This window comes from Plectonema cf. radiosum LEGE 06105 (genome assembly GCF_015207665.1).
In the GTDB taxonomy this organism is placed as follows: Bacteria; Cyanobacteriota; Cyanobacteriia; order Cyanobacteriales; family Nostocaceae; genus Rivularia; species Rivularia radiosa_A.
On sequence record NZ_JADEWL010000138.1, the window covers coordinates 1 to 17,069 of the forward strand.

Below are 17,069 nucleotides of genomic sequence, written 5' to 3' on the forward strand. Positions count from 1 at the left end.
TGGTAAGCCACTCTCGTGCGCGGGTTCCCCGCGTTGAGAGAAGTGGCGCAACCCGAAGGGGGGGATGGGGAGATGGGGAGAAATAAATAAAAACTGTCAACTGTCAACTGTCAACTAACTCCTAACTCCTAACTCCTAACTCCTAACTCCTAACTCCTCACTAACTTCATTCCCGCATCTACAAACCTCTGATATGCAGCGTCGGCTTGTTGACTGTAATCCACAATTCCGGGTATTACCACGGGGGATGTGCAATCTTCGAGGAGATAAATTTTTTGGGCAAGATTAATATCTATTTGCTTAATATCTGTTAATAAATCGTCAATTGTCCAAGCTACACAGTGACTTTTTGCTTGTCCGGCAATAATAACTCGATCAAAGTCTAGAAGTTGTTTAATTAAGCGGGTATTTTTTTGAGCAATGGGACGGTTATCAAAACTTTCTAATACTTCTGGACTTAATACAGAATAATTTTCAGTTAAAGGATTATTCCCCTTAATTTCAAATTGAGCTTGAGAGTTACGAGCAATAGAGTGAAAAAATATTGCTTCCTCCACAGCCGAAACTAAAGCATGACCAATTCCCCCTAACATGGAATGATACGACCAAACGGTGAGGGGATATTTCCCGTTGTCGGTGAGTTTCTTAACGTAGTTATAAGCGTGTTTTTCTAAAAATTCGTATTCATATCCCAAACTGTAACTTACTGCTGGATTAACCTTCCAATTACCTTGATCAATATCATCTGGAGTAATCTTGGTAGCTGAAGGAATCGGATGTTCCCCTGCGGAATTTACCCAAAATACCGGATGAAAAATTTGCATGGCAGTATGGGTATCCATCGTCGGAATGATTGTCGTAATTTCACCCAAGTTACGATAAATAAATTCACACAGACGTACATTATCTTCAATGGCACCTTTGCCCGACTTGCCACCTACAAATAATTCAAATTCGGGTATACAAAAAGTATTTTGAACATCGATTAATAGGAGACAAACCCGGCTTTTATCTTGTGATGCTGGCTTGATATTGTGTTTTTTTGCCCATGCTTGTGCCTCGTTAGCACGTTGTTGGTAAGGTACTCGCCAGATTTCGCCAACTTTTGCAAGGTTGAAATGAGGGGGGATGGGAAGTTGGGTATTCATTTTTATTATTTGGTATCGTTGACAATATATTAATTATTATGGGTATTACTCATTTCCCGGCAGAAGATTAACTGTTTAAAAACCAATATTATTTGATTCTTCAACCTGACGACGGAGAGCAGCACTAATATAGGTCATTACTCCTATCCCGCTGGAAAATTACCTATTTCTCTTCATCTCTTTCCTTTGTGTTCTCTGCGTCTGGGGCGGTTTTTTTTATCGGTAATCTTCTGCCGGGAAGGGAGTATTAGTTTTTAATATTCTTTAAATTACCTGCCTTGAGCATAATTACTAAATGCTCAATCCGCTCGTATTCATTAAGCTCCATAATTTCTTGCTCGGTTATATCACCAGCTTTACTACGTTCTAAAAGAAGGCGCAAACGTGTTTGCATTTCAGGTGTGGGACGAAAATTAGCGATTTCTTCTGGAGTAGGATTAGTCGTCAGAAAATCTAAAATGTAGCGATAAGTATGAGCTGCTAACGGTGGTTGCTGAAGGCTCAAAGTTAGTAATTCTAGAAGGCGATCGTCACCTAATATTGCTAATTGTTGAGAAAGTTCTTCAGATACTTCTAAAGTAATTTTTGGCATATTAAAACCTCTTTTGCTATATTTGCGATAATTATTATAATTTTACTTATTTTTATCTTTTTACCCACTGATTAAATAATCAATTTACCCAAGCAACTTTTCCATAAACACCTCACACGGACTAAATAGGTAGGCAGTAAAAAACCAAAGTATGTAACGAAACATAAATTTAGCTAAAAACCTCTTCCCTCCTGCCTTCTGCCCTCTGCCTCCTGCCTTGTCATAACGACAATTTTCAACACCAACCTACTTATCGTTATATCTTTCAATTGGGTAAAACCCAAGTTTTCTATAAAATTTAACAGCTTGTGTTTGATGTTCTTCCCGTGCTAAATCAAGCCGAACTTTCTGGTATCCCGCTTGTTTTGCAAAATTAAACAATATTTGAACCATTTGCCAACCATAACCTTTTCCTCGATACTCTTTGAGAAACCACATCCGCTTTAATTCACAGATTTCATCATCAAGCTTTCGGATGGCTCCGGTACCTACAACTCGGCTTTCCTCTAGCAATACCAAGAATGTACCGTTGTTCTCAAAATAATGGAATTGTACGTTGTCGATATCCGACATGGAATCGTAGCGTTTTAAATCATCTTCGTTTAATAAACCATTCCAAATTTCCAAAGATACTGTAATTACTACTTGCTTTACTTGATCAATTTGATGTTGCTTTATTGGTGTAATTTTAATTGGTTTGTTTTTCATATTTATTTTTTCAATTGAGTGCAAGGAAGAGTAACTTAATACAAATCAATGCTAGTGGTCTGTCCCATTAATTTTGATGGGTAATTAATGTAATATTGTAGGTTGGGCTGTTCGCGCAAGCGTTGCGAAGCAAAACGGAGTGAAGCCCAACGCTGATGTTGGGTTGCGCGCAGCGACACCCAACCTACCAAGAGGCATCTTAGCCCCTCATAACTTATGTAGCGGAGTACTAGTGGTCTTTTTCATTTATTCTGACGGGTTCATTTATCCGCGAAACCATGTAGAGACGCGAAATTTCGCGTCTCTACAACCCCGCATAACTAATGAAATAGACTACTAGTGGTCTGTCCGATTAAATATGACTGGTTTTAACCGCAACCCGCCGGGGGTTGTAAACCCCCGCTCTTAAGCGAAAGTCCGATGAATAGGACTAATGCCCAATCTATCAAAGCCAAAAAGTCAGATCGAATTTTTCTCCTGCCCCCTTGCCTCTGTGAAAGGTTATCATAAGACTTTTTGAGCAAACCCTATTTATACGTATGTAATTGCCCAATAGACTAGGTTTATAAAGCTGCTTTATACTAATTATTAGCTTTTTTCCAAGAAAATTAATATCTAAATAGCGTTAATTATGGCAATCTGAAGAACAGAATGTTTGAAAAGTTGATATCTTCGCTACAGAATTTTACTTAAACAGGTTATGCAAACCCTGCCAACACCAACAACTACTAATATCGCGTCTACTACCCCCGCTTTTGAAACTACTATTCAGCGGCGCAGAACCCGTCCTGTAAAGGTCGGAGATGTCACCATTGGGGGAGGCTATCCCGTAGTGGTACAGTCGATGATTAATGAGGATACTTTGGATATTGCCGGTTCGGTAGCGGCTATTCGTCGCTTGCATGAAATCGGCTGCGAAATTGTCCGAGTTACCGTACCGAGTATGGCTCATGCTAAAGCTTTATCTGAAATTAAACAAAAGTTAAAGCAAACTTACCAAGATGTACCAATTGTTGCCGATGTACATCACAACGGCATGAAAATTGCTTTGGAAGTTGCCAAGCATATTGAAAAGGTACGGATTAATCCGGGGTTGTACGTATTTGAAAAACCCGATTTGAATAGAACCGAATATACAACCACTGAATTTGACGAAATTGGCGAGAAAATTGCCGACACTCTCAAACCTTTGGTAATTTCACTGCGCGATCAAGGAAAAGCGATGCGAATCGGGGTTAATCACGGTTCCCTTGCCGAAAGAATGCTGTTTACTTATGGAGATACTCCAGAAGGGATGGTAGAATCGGCGCTGGAATTTATTCGCATTTGCGAATCCTTGGATTTTCACAATATCGTAATTTCACTGAAAGCTTCGCGAGTGCCGGTAATGTTGGCTGCATATCGGTTAATGGCACAACGGATGGATGCTGAGGGTATGAATTATCCCTTGCATTTGGGGGTTACGGAAGCCGGAGATGGAGAATACGGACGAATTAAGTCTACTGCTGGCATCGCGACCTTGCTCGCTGACGGTATTGGCGATACAATTCGCGTATCTTTGACCGAGGCACCAGAAAAAGAAATTCCCGTTTGCTATAGTATTTTGCAGGCTTTGGGATTGCGGAAAACCATGGTGGAATATGTCGCTTGTCCTTCCTGCGGTCGCACTTTGTTTAATTTAGAAGAAGTGTTACACAAAGTCCGCCAAGCAACTAATCATCTCACGGGATTGGATATTGCAGTTATGGGTTGCATTGTCAATGGTCCCGGAGAAATGGCTGATGCGGATTATGGTTATGTTGGCAAGACTCCCGGTTACATCTCACTTTACAGGGGGAGAGAGGAAATTAAGAAGGTTCCTCAAGATCAAGGTGTAGAAGAGTTGATAAACTTGATCAAAGGCGATGGACGTTGGGTAGAACCATCTTAAAAAACCAAAAACTTCGCCAAAAAATGTTGCTAGTTTTGCGCTATTGTGCAAAGCTAGCCGGATTAAGTGAAAAATTTATCGAAATAACAAATTATGCTCGGTCTGTACAGTAGTAGGCTGTGTTAGATTGAGCATACTGACTATGTAAATTCAGTCTGGCACAGCTGTAATATGGTGATTACTAGAAGTGGACTTGTTTTAGGTGCTACAGCCGTGACGCTTTCAACGATTGCTGTCGCGGGTTTGGGCATCCATTCACAAGGACAAGCCTTATTTAAAGAAAGTCCCAAAGAGATAGTAGATGAAGTATGGCAAATTATTTACCGCCAATACGTAGATGGTACATTTAATCAGGTAGATTGGCAGGCTGTTCGTCGTGAGTACTTGGATAAGTCCTACACGGACAAAGAGCAAGCCTACAAATCGATCCGGGAAATGCTCAAAAAGCTAGATGACCCCTATACCCGGTTCATGGACCCCAAAGAATTCCAGAATATGCAGGTGGATACTTCTGGGGAATTGACTGGTGTTGGTATTACCATTGGTCTTGATGAAGAAACTAAGAAGTTGACTGTCATTGCACCATTGGAAGATACCCCAGCATTTAAAGCTGGTATTTTGGCAAAAGATGTGATTACCAAAATTGATGGTAAAAGCACCAAGGGGATGGATACTAACCAAGCCGTAACTTTAATTCGAGGTCAACCCGGAAGTAAAGTTCGGTTAACCATTTCTCGTAATGGGAAAGAAACAGACTATTTAATTACGCGAGCGAAAATCGAAATTCATCCGGTCGAATATTCCCAAAAACAAACTCCTGCGGGCAATATTGGCTACATTCGTCTCAAGCAGTTTAGCGCTAATGCTTCAAAAGAAATGCGCGAAGCTATTAGAACTTTAGAGAAGAAGAACGTTGATGGATACGTATTAGATTTGCGTAATAATCCAGGTGGTTTGTTGTTCTCTAGTATCGAAATTGCCAGGATGTGGCTCAAAGATGGCACTATTGTTTCCACAATTGACCGCAAGGGGTTAGTTGAGAAAGAAACAGCAAACGGACGCTCCCTTACCGAGAAACCCTTAGTCGTTTTGGTGGATCAAGGAAGTGCAAGCGCTAGTGAAATTCTTTCGGGTGCGTTGCAGGATAATAAACGTGCTGTTTTGGTAGGTAGTAAAACTTTTGGCAAAGGTTTAGTGCAGTCAGTTCGTCCCCTTGATGACGGTTCCGGAGTTGCAGTCACGATTGCTAAATATCAAACCCCTAGCGGTACAGATATTAACAAATTAGGGATTAAACCAGATGTGAAGGTCGATTTGAATGAGGAACAGCGACAGAATTTGTGGCTTAAGGAGCGCGAGAAACTAGCCACCTTACAAGATCCTCAATTTGCTAAAGCCGTGGAAGAGTTAAGGAAAACAATTGCTGCCCAAGGCAATACCAGAGCAGGGAAAAATTAGTTAGGAATTAGGAGTTAGGAGTTAAAAGTTGAGAGTTGTTGTAGAGACGTAGCACTGCTACGTCTGTACGGGAGTTAGGAGTTCGGAGTGTTATTACTCGGTTCCTAATCAAGAACTGTAAGTTATGAGTTATCATTTATTGCTCCTAACTTTTCACATCGGTTGACATTTCCCGGTTCTAATTAATCCTATACGACGGGCTATGGCTTCTTCTTTGGAACTGAAAGGTCCCCACTTCTCTGTAATCTCTGTATCGTCTCCGGATGCTTCTTCGCTGGAGACGATTTTGCAATTTCCGGTTGGTTGCTTGACAATATACCAAGATTGTGATAATTGCATAAATTAAATAAACGAACCATTAAGAAGTCGGGTTTTTACCTTAAATATAGCAATCCTATTTTATTTGTGAGAAATCATCGTGTTCAGATGCCCGATTTTTTGAAGAAGTCGGGGATCTACATTTTCTAAGTCGGGTTTTTTAACCTTAAATATCAATAAAAACCCGACTTCTTACCCAACAAAATTTTAAGGCTTTGTAGTTGCTGGTTCCTGTAATAAAATAGGTAGTTCACCTTTACCGGAACCAACAACAATAATTTTCGAGTTGGGAGATTGAGCAAGTTTTTCGGTTGCTTCGATTGTCCGCAATTGCAATATTTGACTGGTTAGTCCATCAGATATAATTTTCTGAGAATCCGCAATACCTTTGGCTTCAATCCGTTTGCGTTCAGCTTCTTGACGTTGTTTTTCTAAAATAAACTTCATTTGCTGGTTTTCTTGTTCAGCTTTGAGCTTTTCTTGAATTGCTGCTTGAATTGTATCCGGCATTTGGACATTTCGTAACAAAGCTTTTTCGACTACGAAACCTAGAGGTAATAATTCTTGGGTAAGTTGTTCATTTATTTTATTGGCAACTTCTTGACGTTTATTGGAATAAATATCGTTCGCTGGATATTGAGCAATTATAGAACGGATAGTAGAACGAAATCGAGAAATTATGAATTGAGTTTCACTGGTTCCAATTGTTTTATAGACCGTTGTGACTTTTTGTGGGTCAATTTTGTATTGCAAGCTAACATCAATATTCAAGTTTAAACCTTCTTGAGAACTTGAATCTACATTTTCTTTAATATCTTTTAACCGAGTCGAAAAATTCAGCACTTTAGCAAAAGGGTTGACTAAATTCATTCCGGGATTAAGACTGTTATCCGCAACCCTACCGAATAAATTTGCAACTCCAATATTACCTGGAGGAACAATTACTAAAGCTCTAGAAATACAAGCATACACTGCAATTATACCAATCAATGCAGCTACTACACGTACCGCTAAACGATTTCTTTCGTTAGATAATTTACCGGAGTTTAAATAAACAAGAGTTGCAATTAAACTAGTTAACAGAGAAAAAATAAAGCCCATAATATTGTTGGAAATAATTCATCAACTACTATATAAATATCTGCTCCTGTTTATATTTTTATGAATCTGAGTTTAGGCTTTAATTAGTCTTTAAAAAAGAATTATCAATTAATAAATTGTTTCAGAAATAAATTCATATTCACCTACAGTCAACGAATATATTACAATTCAAAATCAAGTAAATTTTTCTTTAATAATTTTAAATTACTCCTATCTATCTACTTGTTTCCTTCGTTTAATTCAAAAATCAAAAATTGCTGAAACGACAAGACTACGACAATTATGTTGCCTTCTAAGACAATACACCTTAAAATTTATCGAAAAGTATCAGCAATTGTTACAAAAATTAATCAACATCAAGATAAATCAATCTAAAGCACTATTGACAAAACTCCTGGCAAATGGTTAAACGAAATAATTCAGGGTTGACGTTTGATTTCTTTTTTCCAAGTCCAAAGCGATCGCTAACAAATCCGATCAATAAGTGAACATTAATCCGATTACGATCAACTTTATGGTATTTTCTTGTAAAATTTTTCTAAGCTTAGGTAATAAATAGAACATTTCTATATAAGATTAAACATTTCGCAAACAAATTTAGTTTTGGCGAGTAGAAGCCTCAGACAAAACGTTATTCGGGAGAATACCCATGAAAAAACTACTGTATAAACATCGACTAACTGCATTTTTGAGTGCAATATTATTAAGTGCGAGCATCGCTCCCGCTAAAGCGAAGGAAGTCGAGCTATATCCCTTTGATCCTGTTCCGGAAAAGCTAGCGCAATACGCTCGTGAAACTGCTACAACTCATTTGAGTCAGGGTTTGCAGTTGATTCAGATGGGAAGAGTCGAAGATGCGATCGCAGCTTTTAATCAAGCAATTCAACTAGAACCATCTTTAGCACCTGCACATTATAATTTAGGATTAGCGTTGCGACAGACAGGACAATTACAACCAGCAGCCGATGCTTTTTATCGAGCAACCCAAGTTGATCCTAAGTTTGCTCTAGCTTATGCAAATTTAGGTGGTTCGTTGTTGGAAGGAAATAATTTTGTTCAAGCTGAAAGTTATTTACAGCGAGCTTTAGAAATCGATGCCAAATTAGGAGTTGCTCATTACAATTTAGGTTTATTGTACCAGCAGAAAGAAGATTGTAACAAAGCAGTAAATTCATTCCGAAAGGCAATGAAATATAGTGAAAAAGCACCAGAACCAGCTTATCAAATTGGATTATGTTATCTACAAGAACGCAAATTAAAACCAGCAATCAAGGCTTTTAATGAAGCAGTAAAAATCAATCCGAAATATCCCGAAGCACATTACAATATTGGCTCAATTTTATATACCCAAGGGAAACACGAACAAGCTTTAGAAGCATTTAGAAAAGCTGCCGATGCTAACCCCAATTATCCCAGTGCTTATTACGGTGCGGGATTGGCATTTATACAATTAAAACAATATCCAGATGCTATGCGTGTATTACAATTTGCGAGAGATTTATTTTTAGCACAAAATAATCCTCAGTGGGCAAATAGTGCTGAACAATTAATGCAGCAAGCACAGAATTTAACTTATCAAATACCTCGATAAAAAGTTGTCAATACTGCTGCTAATTGCTCTAACTCACGTCACAATAAAAGAATTGCTTAAATAATGGCTGGTGTGGTCTGTAGTTCACTTGAAAATTAATGTTTATGTTCGTGAAAAAACGTCCCAGAAGCCAATTTCTATTGTGGAATCGTTGGTTAGATAGGCATAGGATAGTCAGTAACATGGAGACTTTTTGTGACATAATTGTCATCGCTCTATGTTTTTGTTTGTTTGCTGTGATGGTAATCAAGTTATGGGGAATATTTAACGATATTTTGTATTCCTTTAATTATCAGCAAATTACTGCACAAATGCTATTTATTTTAATTTTAGTCGAGTTATTTCGACTACTGATGGTGTATTTACAAGAGCATAGCATTGCGGTTGGAGTTGCTGTAGAAGTAACAATTGTATCTTTACTGCGAGAAGTGATTGTTCATGGTGCTTTAGAAATTTCAGGGATTCAAGTCGCGTCTATTTGTGGTTTATTAATAATTTTAGGTGTACTACTATTGATTTGCGCTAAAACTCCGCACATGGATTGTATAAGCGCAAATACAAAATATTGTCCTTTTATCTACGGTGAAGAAAACCAACAATCTTCTGGACAATGTACCCAAGGAAGAACTTCATCAAATCGCGATCGCGATACTAGGCAAGTTAAGACTTAGCCTCAATCAATATTTTAATTCGATCAAAACCCGCAACAAACGGGTTTCTTTTATTTTTTCGGGTAATAGGTTATAGGTTATAGGTTATAGGTTATAGGTTATAGGTTATAGGTTATAGGTTATAGGTTATAGGTAATAGGTAATAGGTAATAGGTAATAGGTTATAGGTTATAGGTCATAGGTCATAGGTTATAGGTCATAGGTTATATTGAATCTTCTACAGTAAGTATGTATTCAATCCTACCCTTTTTGATAGATGAATATCTTTTAATCAGTTGCTAAAAATTAATTAAGTAATTAATGAATTGGAGGGTAGATTTATGACCGCAACTAACACAAGCACTCAACCGATTAGTAATCTTGAGTACGATTTTCTTAGCGTATTACAAAACAAAGCTGAAGCAATCAAAGCTTACGATACTTACATTAAAGACGCACAAGCAGCAGATTCTCAGCCTTGTGTAGAATTTTTCCAAAAGTTACGTCAAACGGAGATGCAACAAGTCCAAGAAGTTCGTCGTCATCTTCAGCAAGTAATGGAAAATGGTAAAATGTAGTTGTTTGAGATAAAATACAGCATTATATTATAAAGCTCTTGTGGCATCGGCATCCCTGCCCGTCCGAATATGCTTCATAAAGATGAAATATGCTGTATATCCCTATTCGTAATATTTGCCTATTGGCTATTACGAATAGTAATTATTCCGATTCATCTAAATTAATTGATTCAGTAATGAATGGTATTACCAAAATTTGATCGACACGATTACCATCCATTTTCATGATTTCAAAACGCATTCCTTTCCATTCAAAGTTATCTGTAGGAGCGGGAATACGACCTAAATTAGTCATTGCTAAACCTCCTAATGTCTGATAACTACCGCGAGACTCCGATGAGATTTCTTCCATATCAAAAAGTTCAAAAAACTCATCCATAGTTAACATCCCATCTAATAACCAAGAACCATCTTCTCTTTGTACTGCTTGTTGTTCTTGATCATCTTCATCGGAAGGAAGATCGCCGACAATTTCAATTAATACATCATTGAGAGTTAACAATCCTTGAATTACTCCATAGTCATCTACGATCAAAGCCACATGATTGATGCTTTGTTTGAATAACTCTAAAACTTTTAATCCACGGGTGCTTTCGGGTACAAATATCGGCTCTCGTAATCCGACAGTTAAATCCATGGGTTCACCGCAGAAACTGCGAGACAATAAGTTAGTTACCGGAATAATTCCCAGTACATTATCCAAGTTTTCCTGACATACAGGATACCGTGAATAACCATTTTCAATAATTTTCTCACGGTTTTCCGTAGCACTATCTTCTAAGTTTAACCAGACGATTTCTGGACGTGGTGTCATGAACGAACTGACAGGGCGATCGCCCAAACGAAAAACTCGCTCAACCATGTCCTGTTCTACTTCTTCAAAGGTTCCTTCTTCGGTACCTTGTTCGATTAATATTTTAATTTCTTCTTCTGTAATTTGCGGTCCGGTAGAAGCTCTAATGCCTAGTAATCGCACTATTGCATCAGTAAAAGTACTTAAAATAAAAACAATTGGAGAGGCAATTTTAATTAAGCCTTTCATGGGTAAAGCGATAATAGAAGCAATAATTTCGGGGTTATTTAATGCCACACGCTTCGGTACGAGTTCACCCAAAATTATCGCTAAAAAAGTAATTATTAATACTGATAATCCACGAGCAAACTCAATTTGATATAAAGGAATAAAATCTAATATTGGATATATTCTTTGGGTAATAACTTCTTCCCCATAAGCACCAAATATAATGGTAACGAAAGTTATTCCCACTTGAACGGTACCCAGGAATTGAGTAGGAGAAGAAGCTAATTCAAAAGCGGTTCTGGCTCTGGTGTTTCCCTGATTGGCAAGCTGTTGCAAGCGGACTTTACGAGCGGAGACTATCGCCAATTCTGACATGACGAATATGGCGTTAGCAAAAATCAGTAGAAAAATTATGAGTAATTTGATGTTGGGGGACATTCTTAAAATTGCCGTTGAAAAAGCGGCTAACTATAACTCGTTTTGATTTTTAAGTATCTAGCATTCAAGGGGTAAAAATAAAAGACTCTAAATACATAAATTTTCTTCCGACTAAGGAATTTATGCCCGAACACAGAACACACTCTACGTATAAGTTACCCGTTGGGTCAGTCGTAATTTTACTAGGGAAAAACACTTTTAAAACAACATTTTCCATTGATGGTTCTAAAATAGTTAGAGTAGATATTCGTCAAAAAGACTTCTTAACCTGTATTTTAGAAAAAGGTCAATTTGCGGAAAAATATCTGGATTGATCCAGCAAAAAGGTCTGTTATGTTTATTTTTAACCTTTATTCAGGGTTTAATGTCCGGAGTGTAAATTTTCATTAATCGCGCTATCCGCGTCAGTTCGTGCCGCGCTGAACATCCGTAAGGATGCAGCAAATTGTTTTCAAGAGCTACTTCATTTGTAAACGTTATGGCTTTTTCTTCCATCGTGCGTGCTTTGGGACGTTCCCCTCTCACCACCGAACTTCTTGCTAAGTTAAAAACACAAAAACAATTACGATTAAATGGGATTCCACGCTTACCAAAGGGTTTGGTGGCTTCAGCTTTGGCGAATAGTTCCCAGAATCACTTGTTTGTGGTATGCGCCACTTTGGAAGAAGCCGGACGCTGGACTACGCAGTTAGAAGCAATGGGATGGAAGACGGTACATTTTTATCCCACTTCCGAAGCATCCCCCTACGAACCATTTGATCCAGAAACCGAAATGACTTGGGGTCAAATGCAGGTTCTCGCTGATTTAATGCAATTGGCTCCCCAATCGGATGATTCCTCTGCTTCAATAGCCGTCATCGCCACTCACGCAGCCTTACAGCCTCATCTTCCACCCCCGGAAGCATTCAAACCCTTTTGCTTGAATATCGCCAAGGGAATGGAATTTAACCTGGGTAAGTTTGCCGAAAAAATGGCAACTTTGGGATACGAACGAGTTCCTTTAGTAGAAATGGAAGGAACTTGGAGTCGGCGCGGTGATATTGTGGATGTGTTTCCCGTATCTTCGGAATTACCAGTACGTTTGGAATGGTTCGGAGATGAAATTGAGCAAATCCGGGAATTCGATCCGTCTACTCAGCGTTCTGCTTTAGATAAAATTGACCAACTAATTCTGACTCCGACTAGTTTTGCGCCGATTTTGATGTCACAGACGCAATTTGTCGCATCTGTAGAGGATTATCTTTCACCAGAAGAACAAGAACAATTTGATTCGGGACGGCTTTTAGAAGGAACCCGCAGATTTTTGGGTATCGCTTACGAAAAACCTGCTTCTTTATTAGATTATTTACCTGAAAATACTTTAATCGCAATTGATGAATCCGAGCAGTGCTACGCTCACAGCTTGCGTTGGGTGGAGAATGCAGAGGAACAATGGGAAAGGGGAGAGAGGGAGACGGAGGGACAAGGTGATGGGGAGATGGGGGGAAGAATAATTCCTAATTCCTCAATTCCAAATACTATTTCCTATGCCGAATTACCCAAGATTCACCGATTTTGGGAAGAATGTCTGGAGGATGTGGCAAATTTTGCAACTGTGTATTTATCAGAATTATCTGAGGAGAATGATGGGGTTAACCTTGCGGCTCGTTCAATTCCGGTAACACCTCATGCTTTTGCAAAGTTAGCAGAGACACTGCGAGGAGAACGCGATGCCTACGGCGGGCAGAGCCTACGCAATTTTGCAGTTTGGTTAATTTCGGCACAACCTTCGCGATCGGTTTCGTTGTTGCAGGAACACGATTGTCCGGCGCAGTTTATTCCCAATCCCCGCGATTTTCAAGCTATCGATAGGTTACAAATTAATCACGTTCCTATTGCCTTGAAATATTCTGGGCTTGCCGAACTTGAAGGTTTTATATTACCTACTTATCGCTTGGTTGTTGTCACCGATCGAGAATTCTACGGACAGCACACTCTCGCGACTCCGGGTTATGTCCGCAAGCGTCGCAAAGCTACTTCTAAACAAGTTGACCCTAATAAGCTGCGTCCGGGAGATTATGTAATTCACAGAAATCATGGTTTGGGTCAATTTGTCAAGTTAGAAAGTTTAACTTTGAACAACGAAACCCGCGATTATTTGGTTGTCAAGTATGCAGACGGACTCTTAAGGGTAGCAGCAGACCAAGTTGGTGCTTTATCGCGCTTCCGCACTACTGGCAACGGGTCACCACAACTTAATAACATGACTGGCAAGGCTTGGGAGAATACCAAGAATAAAGTCCGCAAAGCCGTCAAAAAATTGGCTGTGGATTTACTCAGGCTGTATTCGGCTCGTTCCCAACAAATTGGTTTTAATTATCCCCAGGATTCACCTTGGCAAGAGGAAATGGAAGATTCCTTTCCCTATCAACCCACAACCGACCAATTAAAGGCAACCCAAGATGTAAAACGGGATATGGAAAGCGAGCGTCCGATGGACCGTTTGGTGTGCGGTGATGTGGGTTTTGGTAAAACGGAAGTGGCAATTCGAGCAATTTTTAAAGCTGTAACTGCTGGGAAACAAGTTGCTTTACTTGCACCAACTACTATTCTTACTCAACAGCATTACCACACCTTAAAAGAACGGTTTGCACCGTATCCAATTAATGTAGGATTGCTCAACCGTTTCCGTACAGCGGAAGAAAAGCGCAATATTCAAAAACGATTAGCAACTGGGGAATTAGATATAGTTGTTGGTACTCATCAACTTTTAGGTAAAGGTGTACAAATCAAGGATTTAGGACTATTAGTTGTAGATGAAGAACAGCGGTTTGGAGTAAATCAAAAAGAAAAAATCAAATCCTTGAAAACTCAAGTAGATGTATTGACTCTGAGCGCTACACCAATTCCCCGTACTTTGTATATGTCCTTATCGGGAATCCGCGAAATGAGTTTAATTACTACACCACCCCCATCTAGAAGACCAATTAAAACCCACCTTTCACCGATTAATCCCGAAGCTATTCGTACCGCTATTCGTCAAGAATTAGACCGGGGCGGACAAGTATTTTACGTAGTTCCCCGGATAGAAGGAATTGAAGAAATATCCGCTGGAATTCGAGAGATGATACCGAGTGCGAGAATTGCGATCGCCCATGGTCAGATGGATGCGAGCGAGTTAGAATCGATCATGCTTTCTTTTAGTAGTGGGGAAGCAGATATTTTAGTTTGTACGACAATTATTGAATCTGGTTTGGACATTCCGCGAGTCAACACGATTTTAATTGAAGACGCGCATAAATTCGGTTTAGCACAACTTTATCAATTACGGGGACGTGTGGGACGTGCGGGAATTCAAGCCCATGCATGGTTATTTTATCCCAAACAACGGTCATTATCGGAAGCTGCACGTAAACGGTTGAGAGCGATTCAAGAATTTACTCAACTCGGTTCTGGTTATCAATTAGCAATGCGAGATATGGAAATTCGTGGAGTTGGTAACTTGTTGGGAGCAGAGCAATCCGGACAAATGAATGTGATTGGCTTCGACTTGTATATGGAAATGCTTGAAGAAGCCATCCGCGAAATTCGGGGACAAGAAATTCCCACCGTTGACGATACTCAAATTGATCTGAACTTGACAGCCCTGATTCCAGCAGATTACATTCCCGATTTAGACCAAAAGATGAGCGCTTATCGTGCGGTAGCAGTAGCTAAATCAAAATCAGAACTAGCGTTAATTGCAGCAGAATGGAACGATCGCTACGGAACTATACCCGCATCAGCTAATCAGTTGTTACGAGTTATGGAATTAAAACAATTAGCGAAGAATTTGGGATTTAGTCGGATTAAACCCGAAGGAAAGCAACACATAGTATTAGAAACACCCATGGAAGAACCTGCTTGGAAATTATTAGCTGAAAAATTACCGCAAAATATGATGAGCAGGTTTGTGTATTCACCCGGTAAAGTCACCGTGAGGGGGTTGGGAGTAATGAAAGCAGACGTACAGTTGCAAACCTTGATCGATGCATTTACCAAAATGCAGAATGCAGTACCCGAAGCAGCGGTGATTTAGATTGTGTAACCATCCCTCATGCCTACATTCTTTGTTTTACAATAGTTTTAGCTTTGCAATAAATAGAGACAGCATAGCTGAACGCAATTATTTTTCTCCCATGTTCAATTCCCAAATTCTCCAAAATAACACCATCAAATACCGTCGATACTTATTTGAATTGCTGGGAAGCGAACGCTATTCTCGTCCCTATCGTCGCGGAGTTGGTGCAAAAATAGAAAAGTATCTATCCCAAGACGGATTTTTTATTGAAGTAGGAGCAAATGACGGTTTTTCGGAGAGCAATACTTATTATTTAGAGCGGTTTAGAAATTGGCAAGGAATCTTAATCGAACCGATTCCCCATCTGTATCAAGAATGCAAAAAAGAAAGACCAAAATCAAAGGTGTTTAATTGTGCTTTGGTGTCTTCAGATTATTTAGATCCGGAAGTTGAAATGATGTATGGTCATTTAATGTCGATGGTTCGAGGTGCTTTCAACTCTGAGAAAATAGAAGCCGAACGCGCAGCCCTAGCTGGCAGAAAGTTGGGTTTTACTCCTTACTCAATTAAAGTACCCGCCAGAACTTTAACTTCGATATTAGATGAAGTGAATGTATCTGAAATTGACTTTTTTTCCTTGGATGTAGAAGGATTTGAATTAAATGCTTTAAAAGGGTTGGATTTGGAGAAATATCGCCCAAAATATATGTTAATTGAATGTTTAGACGAAAAGTGTTTTCAACAAATTGAAAAATATATTGCTGATTATTACAATTTATTTGAACGAGCTTCTCAGGTAGATTATTTATTTAAAAGTAAAGATTAATACAATGATTCGGTTTGAATGATGACATAAGAAGGTAAGATTAGATAATAGGTAATATTGAATTCACAAATAGAATTCATGCCAACAGTACTGCTACGCTGTTAATTAGAGCAAAATTTTTTTCTTAGTCTTAACTTTTATATAAATGAATTATCTCGTTGCAGTATTCCCAGACAGGATAATCGCAGAAGAAGCTTACACCGCCTTAGAAAAAAAAGCCATTAAAAGTACCATACTTGGTAGAGGCTATAAATCTGCCGATGAATTTGGTTTAATTGATCCCAAAGAAGAAGCTAAGAAGCAAGCCAAGTTTATGTCTTATTGGTTAGTACCCTTCGGTTTTTTTGCTGGTTTTGCTTTCAGTTTAATTACCGAGTTAAACACCTTTGCTTGGGCTGGAGTTATCGGTAATCATTTTATTGGAGGATTATTGGGTGCGGGTAGTGGTGCTTTAGGTAGCATCTTTGTTGGTGGAGGAGTTGGTTTAGTTGTAGGTGGTGGTGACGCTTTACCTTACCGCAACCGCTTGAATGCTGGTAAATACATAGTTGTAGTTGAAGGTACCCAAAGTCTCAATCGCGAAACAACCAGAATCTTACGTCAGTTTGAACCAGAGAATATTCAAGGTTATGCAGCCGAATGAGGAGATGGGGAGATGGGGAGATGGGGAG

General features: G+C 39.1%; 15 protein-coding genes. 9 read left to right on the forward strand and 6 right to left on the reverse strand.

The window, feature by feature from the left end:
• Window positions 1-149: 149 nt before the first annotated feature.
• From IQ247_RS26230 to IQ247_RS26240, 3 genes are all read right to left on the reverse strand, one after another.
• Window positions 150-1,148, reverse strand: a complete 999-nt coding sequence (locus IQ247_RS26230) for a cysteine hydrolase family protein (protein ID WP_193924474.1) — start codon at window positions 1,146-1,148, stop codon at window positions 150-152.
• A 247-nt stretch (window positions 1,149-1,395) separates the two neighbouring features.
• Window positions 1,396-1,740 carry a hypothetical protein gene (locus IQ247_RS26235; RefSeq protein ID WP_193924475.1) on the reverse strand — a complete coding sequence of 115 codons (345 nt, stop codon included), beginning with the start codon at window positions 1,738-1,740 and terminating at the stop codon, window positions 1,396-1,398.
• 246 nt (window positions 1,741-1,986) lie between these two features.
• Entirely contained in the window at window positions 1,987-2,448 is a 462-nt protein-coding gene (locus IQ247_RS26240; protein ID WP_193924476.1) for a GNAT family N-acetyltransferase, read from the reverse strand.
• 700 nt (window positions 2,449-3,148) lie between these two features.
• On the opposite strand from IQ247_RS26240, the gene ispG reads away from it, so the two are divergent.
• Together ispG and ctpC are read left to right on the forward strand one after the other, a co-directional pair.
• Window positions 3,149-4,378, forward strand: coding sequence for a (E)-4-hydroxy-3-methylbut-2-enyl-diphosphate synthase (gene ispG / locus IQ247_RS26245; RefSeq protein ID WP_193924477.1), 1,230 nt, complete (start codon window positions 3,149-3,151; stop codon window positions 4,376-4,378).
• A gap of 171 nt (window positions 4,379-4,549) precedes the next feature.
• Complete coding sequence (gene ctpC / locus IQ247_RS26250; protein WP_193924478.1) at window positions 4,550-5,836, forward strand: carboxyl-terminal processing protease CtpC; 1,287 nt, start codon at window positions 4,550-4,552, stop codon at window positions 5,834-5,836.
• Between the two features lie 153 nt (window positions 5,837-5,989).
• Here the strand turns inward: ctpC and IQ247_RS26255 are convergent, their stop codons facing one another.
• Both IQ247_RS26255 and IQ247_RS26260 read right to left on the reverse strand, forming a co-directional pair.
• Complete coding sequence (locus IQ247_RS26255) at window positions 5,990-6,175, reverse strand: DDE transposase family protein (RefSeq protein WP_193924479.1); 186 nt, start codon at window positions 6,173-6,175, stop codon at window positions 5,990-5,992.
• Window positions 6,176-6,361: 186 nt separating this feature from the next.
• Entirely contained in the window at window positions 6,362-7,255 is an 894-nt protein-coding gene (locus IQ247_RS26260; RefSeq protein WP_193924480.1) for a prohibitin family protein, read from the reverse strand.
• 649 nt (window positions 7,256-7,904) lie between these two features.
• Between IQ247_RS26260 and IQ247_RS26265 the strand changes: the two genes are divergently transcribed.
• From IQ247_RS26265 to IQ247_RS26275, 3 genes are all read left to right on the forward strand, one after another.
• Entirely contained in the window at window positions 7,905-8,846 is a 942-nt protein-coding gene (locus IQ247_RS26265; RefSeq protein WP_193924482.1) for a tetratricopeptide repeat protein, read from the forward strand.
• A gap of 104 nt (window positions 8,847-8,950) precedes the next feature.
• Complete coding sequence (locus tag IQ247_RS26270) at window positions 8,951-9,517, forward strand: phosphate-starvation-inducible PsiE family protein (RefSeq protein ID WP_228060051.1); 567 nt, start codon at window positions 8,951-8,953, stop codon at window positions 9,515-9,517.
• 320 nt (window positions 9,518-9,837) lie between these two features.
• On the forward strand, window positions 9,838-10,074 hold the full coding sequence (locus tag IQ247_RS26275; RefSeq protein ID WP_193924484.1) for a hypothetical protein: 237 nt from the start codon (window positions 9,838-9,840) through the stop codon (window positions 10,072-10,074).
• Window positions 10,075-10,216: 142 nt separating this feature from the next.
• Here IQ247_RS26275 and IQ247_RS26280 read toward each other — a convergent pair whose 3' ends face one another.
• Window positions 10,217-11,533: a hemolysin family protein gene (locus IQ247_RS26280; RefSeq protein WP_193924486.1), complete on the reverse strand. Its 1,317-nt coding sequence runs from the start codon at window positions 11,531-11,533 to the stop codon at window positions 10,217-10,219.
• Window positions 11,534-11,655: 122 nt separating this feature from the next.
• On the opposite strand from IQ247_RS26280, the gene IQ247_RS26285 reads away from it, so the two are divergent.
• The 4 genes from IQ247_RS26285 (at window position 11,656) to IQ247_RS26300 (ending at window position 17,041) form a co-directional block, all read left to right on the forward strand.
• Window positions 11,656-11,847: a hypothetical protein gene (locus IQ247_RS26285; RefSeq protein ID WP_193924488.1), complete on the forward strand. Its 192-nt coding sequence runs from the start codon at window positions 11,656-11,658 to the stop codon at window positions 11,845-11,847.
• A 164-nt stretch (window positions 11,848-12,011) separates the two neighbouring features.
• A complete protein-coding gene (gene mfd, locus IQ247_RS26290) occupies window positions 12,012-15,590 on the forward strand; it encodes a transcription-repair coupling factor (protein WP_193924490.1) in 3,579 nt (1,192 codons plus the stop codon).
• 100 nt (window positions 15,591-15,690) lie between these two features.
• A complete protein-coding gene (locus IQ247_RS26295) occupies window positions 15,691-16,398 on the forward strand; it encodes an FkbM family methyltransferase (RefSeq protein WP_193924492.1) in 708 nt (235 codons plus the stop codon).
• 145 nt (window positions 16,399-16,543) lie between these two features.
• Window positions 16,544-17,041: a hypothetical protein gene (locus tag IQ247_RS26300; protein ID WP_193924493.1), complete on the forward strand. Its 498-nt coding sequence runs from the start codon at window positions 16,544-16,546 to the stop codon at window positions 17,039-17,041.
• The last annotated feature ends 28 nt before the right edge of the window (window positions 17,042-17,069 follow it).

What these genes read in the sequence shown, in the direction of transcription:
- IQ247_RS26255 (WP_193924479.1), bottom strand. Translation starts at nt 6,175, where the DNA reads ATGCAATTATCACAATCTTGGTATATTGTCAAGCAACCAACCGGAAAT.
- ispG (WP_193924477.1), top strand. Translation starts at nt 3,149, where the DNA reads ATGCAAACCCTGCCAACACCAACAACTACTAATATCGCGTCTACTACC.
- IQ247_RS26275 (WP_193924484.1), top strand. Translation starts at nt 9,838, where the DNA reads ATGACCGCAACTAACACAAGCACTCAACCGATTAGTAATCTTGAGTAC.
- IQ247_RS26230 (WP_193924474.1), bottom strand. Translation starts at nt 1,148, where the DNA reads ATGAATACCCAACTTCCCATCCCCCCTCATTTCAACCTTGCAAAAGTT.
- IQ247_RS26235 (WP_193924475.1), bottom strand. Translation starts at nt 1,740, where the DNA reads ATGCCAAAAATTACTTTAGAAGTATCTGAAGAACTTTCTCAACAATTA.
- IQ247_RS26300 (WP_193924493.1), top strand. Translation starts at nt 16,544, where the DNA reads ATGAATTATCTCGTTGCAGTATTCCCAGACAGGATAATCGCAGAAGAA.
- IQ247_RS26285 (WP_193924488.1), top strand. Translation starts at nt 11,656, where the DNA reads ATGCCCGAACACAGAACACACTCTACGTATAAGTTACCCGTTGGGTCA.
- IQ247_RS26280 (WP_193924486.1), bottom strand. Translation starts at nt 11,533, where the DNA reads ATGTCCCCCAACATCAAATTACTCATAATTTTTCTACTGATTTTTGCT.
- IQ247_RS26295 (WP_193924492.1), top strand. Translation starts at nt 15,691, where the DNA reads ATGTTCAATTCCCAAATTCTCCAAAATAACACCATCAAATACCGTCGA.
- mfd (WP_193924490.1), top strand. Translation starts at nt 12,012, where the DNA reads ATGGCTTTTTCTTCCATCGTGCGTGCTTTGGGACGTTCCCCTCTCACC.
- IQ247_RS26270 (WP_228060051.1), top strand. Translation starts at nt 8,951, where the DNA reads ATGTTCGTGAAAAAACGTCCCAGAAGCCAATTTCTATTGTGGAATCGT.
- IQ247_RS26260 (WP_193924480.1), bottom strand. Translation starts at nt 7,255, where the DNA reads ATGGGCTTTATTTTTTCTCTGTTAACTAGTTTAATTGCAACTCTTGTT.
- ctpC (WP_193924478.1), top strand. Translation starts at nt 4,550, where the DNA reads ATGGTGATTACTAGAAGTGGACTTGTTTTAGGTGCTACAGCCGTGACG.
- IQ247_RS26265 (WP_193924482.1), top strand. Translation starts at nt 7,905, where the DNA reads ATGAAAAAACTACTGTATAAACATCGACTAACTGCATTTTTGAGTGCA.
- IQ247_RS26240 (WP_193924476.1), bottom strand. Translation starts at nt 2,448, where the DNA reads ATGAAAAACAAACCAATTAAAATTACACCAATAAAGCAACATCAAATT.